This is a genomic window from Melaminivora alkalimesophila, from assembly GCF_000282995.1.
GTDB lineage: Bacteria > Pseudomonadota > Gammaproteobacteria > Burkholderiales > Burkholderiaceae_C > Melaminivora > Melaminivora alkalimesophila.
Genome location: NZ_ALEE01000029.1, coordinates 1 through 4,868 on the forward strand (window position 1 = coordinate 1; position 4,868 = coordinate 4,868).

The following is a 4,868-nucleotide window of genomic DNA, read 5'->3' on the forward strand; positions in this document are numbered from 1 at the left end:
GCACGCCTGAAGGGGGCAGGTCAAACCGGCTCAAGATTCGCAGCCACGCCTTGATGAACTCGCTCACTGGACGTGCGCCACTCGCTTCACAACACTCGACTTCTCCTCCACCAGGGGCCCTGCGGCCAAATCGTGTTCTTGGCAGGAAGCGAGGAGGCTTCATTGTCGAAAACCCGCCGGGCAGGGGCAAGGGTCCATCGCTTTACAGCCACAGGGGTTAACCCGAAAAATCGTCGCACAAGAGACACCAAACCGCAGACGAAAAAAAAACCGCTGCCCGAAGGCAGCGGTTTTGTCTTCTTTATCCAAGCTGGCCTCACGCCAGCCCGAGATTAGAAGGAGTGGCGAATACCCAGTTGCACGCCAGTCTGGTTCTCGCCAGCGCCGGGGCCGCCGGTGCTCAGGTTCCTGGCAGCCAGGCCCAGGTTGGAAGCGTCCTTGTTCTTCAGGTAAGCCACGGTGCCGTACAGGGCCGTACGCTTGGACAGGTTGTGGACATAACCCAGGCTGATCTGGTGAGCCTTGGAGTCGATGGCCTTCTGGTCGTACAGAGCGTACTGGGCCTTGACTTCGCCAGCGCCGATGGGAGCGGAAGCACCCAGAGCGTAGGCGTTGACCTTGCGGTCGGAAGCGCCGGGCACGTCATCCTTGGTCTGCTGGACGATGGCGTTCAGCTTCACAACGTTCAGGTTGTAAGAACCAGCCACGGTCAGAGCGTTGCGGTCCACATCGGCAGCCAGGTTGCGCTGGTCGTACGACACAACCACGCCCAGGGGGCCGTTTTCGTAGGCAACGTAGCCACCGACGTAGCGGCCGGCCTTGCCAGAGGTTTGCTCGTCAAAGCCATAGCCCAGGCCAGCGGTGAAGCCGCTGAAGTTGGGGGTGTAGTAGCTGATCATGTTGCTCGAACGGATGCCGTTGGCATCGCCGCTCGTGCCGTACCAGTTGCTCCAGCCCATGAATTGGCCGATACCGACCTGGCCGAACAGGTCGTAGGAGATGAACTTGGAGAAGCCAGGGGTCAGGTCACGGCCCAGGCGCACTTCACCGAAACCACCAGCCAGGCTGACCGTGGAACGGCGCTGGAAGTTGAAACCTTTGCTATTGCCGTCGTCGCCGAAGATTTCGCCTTCCAGCCAGAAGCCAGCCTTCAGACCGCCACCCAGATCTTCCACGCCGCGGAAGCCCAGACGGCTCGTTGCGTTGCCGCTGGTGCTCAGGCCATACACGCTGTCGCCAGCGGCGTTAGCGTTGTCCACGTAGCCGAAAGCGGTGTCAACGATACCGAACAGCGTCACGGAGGATTGGGCCATTGCGGCGCCGGAAGCAGCCAGCACTGCCAGTGCAATCAGGGATTTTTTCATTGCGAGTTACTCCAAGGTTAAACAGAGGGCCCCGGATCGTAGAGGACTTGGATGTGCGGCTCACGCACAGCCCCGCCGGTTCCCCGGGCCAACCTCCTGGTGGGGAAGTTGATCCTATTGCAACAGAGCGTGCGACTCTAGGCAAAGGAATTCCCTCAGATTCGGGGCGAAAGCCCGATTTCGTTGCAATGGAACAACATAGCGGCAGATGTCGCGTCCGGGAAGGTTTGTTGTGCAAATACAACTCTTCTCGCCGGCCAGACGCTGCAGGCAGGGCTCAGTCCTCGACCACTTCGAAGTCGGTCGTCACCTGCGCCGTCGCGCCGAGCATGATGCTGGCCGAGCAGTATTTTTCGTGGCTCAGGTCGATCGCCCGGGCCACGGCCTCGCGGGGCAGGTTGCGGCCCGTCACGCGAAAATGCATGTGGATGCGCGTGAACACCTTCGGGTCGGTTGCGGCGCGCTCGGCGCTCAGGTGCACGCTGCAGCCGCGCACGTCGTGGCGGCCGCGCCGCAGGATCATCACCACGTCGTAGGCGGTGCAGCCGCCCGTGCCAGCCAGCACCGTCTCCATCGGGCGCGGCGCGAGGTTCTGGCCGCCCAGTTCGGGGCGCTGCGCATCGGGGGCGCCGTCCATGGCGATCACGTGGCCGCTGCCGGTCTCGGCAACGAAGCCCATGCCGGAGCGCGTGCCCGCGCTGCCGGTCCAACTGACGGTGCATTCCATGGAAGATCCTCCGAAATGGTGGGTAAAAGACAACAAAAACCGCGGCCGGGCTGCATGAAAGGCCGCAGACATCCTTATTTTGCTGCGGCGCAGCAAGATGGCCCTACAATGGGCCCATGCGTTGACCGCAGCGCGTTCCAGCGGAAGGCGGGCGGCCCGCACAGATTGTCTCCTCCATCTCCTCAAAAGATGGATTCAGCCCCGGGCCTGGTGTCCGGGGCTTTTTTTGTCCACGCAGCGCCCCCTATGATGGCGCCCGCTCCGCCCCTTCCTGCAGGGCGGCAGGCCGATTTCCCATGACCCAGCAGCCCCTCACTCCCCTGGACTACCTGAAGAAAATCCTGACGGCGCGCGTCTACGACGTGGCGGTGGAGTCGGATCTGGAGCCCGCGCGCAGCCTGTCGCGCCGCCTGCACAACAAGGTGCTGCTCAAGCGCGAGGACCAGCAACCGGTCTTCAGCTTCAAGCTGCGCGGCGCCTACAACAAGATGGCGCAGCTCACGCCCGAGCAGCTGGCGCGCGGCGTGATCTGCGCCTCGGCCGGCAACCATGCGCAGGGCGTGGCGATGAGCGCGGCGCGCCTGGGCGCGCGCGCCGTGGTGGTGATGCCGACCACCACGCCGCAGCTGAAGATCGACGCGGTGAAGACGCTCGGCGGCGAGGTGGTGCTCAGCGGCGAGAGCTATTCCGATGCCTACGCCCATGCCGCACAGCTGCAGGCCGAGCAGGGCCTGACCTTCGTGCACCCCTTCGACGATCCGGACGTGATCGCCGGCCAGGGCACCATCGCGATGGAGATGCTGCGCCAGGTGCAGCAGCTCGGGACCGGGCTCGACGCGGTGTTCGTCGCCATCGGCGGCGGCGGCATGATCGCCGGCGTGGCCAGCTACATCAAGGCGGTGCGCCCGGAGATCCGCGTGATCGGCGTGCAGATGAAGGACTCCGACGCCATGGCGCGCTCGGTGCGGGCGCACGAGCGCGTGCAGCTCGACGACGTGGGGCTGTTCTCCGACGGCACGGCCGTGAAGCTGGTGGGCGAGGAGACCTTCCGCGTGGCGCACGAGCTGGTGGACGAGTACGTGCTGGTGGACACGGACGCGGTGTGCGCCGCCATCAAGGACATCTTCGTGGACACGCGCAGCATCGTCGAGCCGGCCGGTGCGATGGCGGTGGCGGCCATCAAGCAATACGTGGCCGAGAGGAAAACCCGCGGCCAGACCTATGCGGCGATCCTGTCGGGCGCGAACATGAACTTCGACCGGCTGCGCTTCGTGGCCGAGCGCGCCGAGATGGGCGAGGAGCGCGAGGCGCTGTTCGCCGTGACCATCCCCGAGGAGCGCGGCAGCTTCAAGCGTTTCTGCGAAGTGGTGGGCGCGCTGCCGGGCGGCCCGCGCAGCGTGACCGAGTTCAACTACCGCATCAGCCACCGGCAGCGCGCGCACGTCTTCGTGGGGCTGTCCACGCACGGGCGGGGCGAGTCGGACAAGCTGGTGCGCAGCTTCCAGAAGGCGGGCTTTGCGGCGCTCGACCTGACGCACGACGAGATGGCCAAGGAGCACCTGCGGCACCTGGTGGGGGGGCATTCGGACCTGGCGCGCGACGAGCGGCTGATGCGCTTCACCTTCCCCGAGCGGCCGGGGGCGCTGTTCAAGTTCCTGAACCTGATGCAGCCGACCTGGAACATCTCGCTGTTCCACTACCGCAACCAGGGGGCGGACTACGGCCGCATCCTGGTCGGCATGCAGGTGCCGCCGGGCGACTCGGCAGCCTTCGATGCCTTCCTGCAGACGCTGGGCTATCCCTGGGTGGAGGAGACAGACAACCCGGCCTATCGGATGTTCCTGCAGGGCAACGGGGCATGAGCGGCAGAGTGCCGAGGCCCGCCCCGGGGCGCCCTCTCCGCACCGGTTAGGACCGCCATGCAAGGGCTGCGCCACTACCTGCTGGCCGTGCAGTTCTTCACGCGCCTGCCGGTGACCGGAAGGCTGGCCGGGTGGGTGGGCTTCAGCCCGCAGATGCTGCGCGCGGCTGCCGGGCATTTTCCGGGAGTGGGCTGGCTGGTGGCGCTGGCGGCGGTGCTGGTCTTCGGCACGCTGCACCAGGCACTCGGCCACGGGCCCGGCGCGGCCCTGGTCGCGGCCGCTCTCTCGACGGCTGCGACCGTGTACCTGACGGGCGCCTTCCACGAGGATGGCCTGGCCGACGTGGCCGACGGCCTGGGCGGCGCCAGCACGCGCGAGCGCGCCCTGGAGATCATGAAGGACTCGCGCATGGGCGCCTTCGGCACGCTGGCGCTGGTGTTGGCGCTGCTGGCCAAGGTGGGGGTGCTGGCGCAGCTGGCGGGGCACGGCGCGGCGGTGCCGCTGGCCGCGCTGGCGGGCGGGCACGTGCTGTCGCGCCTGTGGCCGCTGCTGACCGTGCGCGGCCTGCCGCACGTGGGCGATACCGCCACGTCCAAGAGCAAGCCACTGGCCGACCGCATTTCCACAGGCAGCCTGGGGACGGCGGCGCTGTGGTGTCTGCCGCCCCTGGCGCTCGCGGCTCGCCTGCTGGGGGGCGGGGCGCTGCTGGCGGCGGTGCTGGCAAGCGCGCTGGGGGCCGCCTGGATGCATTGGCGCTTCGCCCGCCGCCTGCAGGGCTTTACCGGCGATTGCCTGGGCGCCTCGCAACAGCTCGGCGAGCTGGCCTTCTACCTCGGGGCGGCACTGGCGCTGGGGGCGCCGCCGGGGCCGTGGTGAGCCGCGCGGCCCCGCGCGGCGCGCGCCTGTGGCTGGGGG

4 protein-coding genes are annotated in these 4,868 nt (G+C 67.1%); 2 read left to right on the forward strand and 2 right to left on the reverse strand.

The window, feature by feature from the left end:
* Positions 1-332: 332 nt before the first annotated feature.
* Both A612_RS00260 and A612_RS00265 read right to left on the reverse strand, forming a co-directional pair.
* Positions 333-1,364: a porin gene (locus tag A612_RS00260; RefSeq protein ID WP_040435257.1), complete on the reverse strand. Its 1,032-nt coding sequence runs from the start codon at positions 1,362-1,364 to the stop codon at positions 333-335.
* Positions 1,365-1,641: 277 nt separating this feature from the next.
* Entirely contained in the window at positions 1,642-2,091 is a 450-nt protein-coding gene (locus tag A612_RS00265) for an OsmC family protein (protein WP_019372619.1), read from the reverse strand.
* Positions 2,092-2,387: 296 nt separating this feature from the next.
* Here A612_RS00265 and ilvA point away from each other — a divergent pair, with 296 nt between their 5' ends.
* Both ilvA and A612_RS00275 read left to right on the forward strand, forming a co-directional pair.
* Positions 2,388-3,953 (forward strand): threonine ammonia-lyase, biosynthetic, encoded by a 1,566-nt coding sequence (ilvA, locus tag A612_RS00270; protein ID WP_019372620.1) that lies wholly within the window; start codon positions 2,388-2,390, stop codon positions 3,951-3,953.
* A 57-nt stretch (positions 3,954-4,010) separates the two neighbouring features.
* Positions 4,011-4,829 carry an adenosylcobinamide-GDP ribazoletransferase gene (locus A612_RS00275; RefSeq protein WP_019372621.1) on the forward strand — a complete coding sequence of 273 codons (819 nt, stop codon included), beginning with the start codon at positions 4,011-4,013 and terminating at the stop codon, positions 4,827-4,829.
* Positions 4,830-4,868 lie beyond the last annotated feature (39 nt).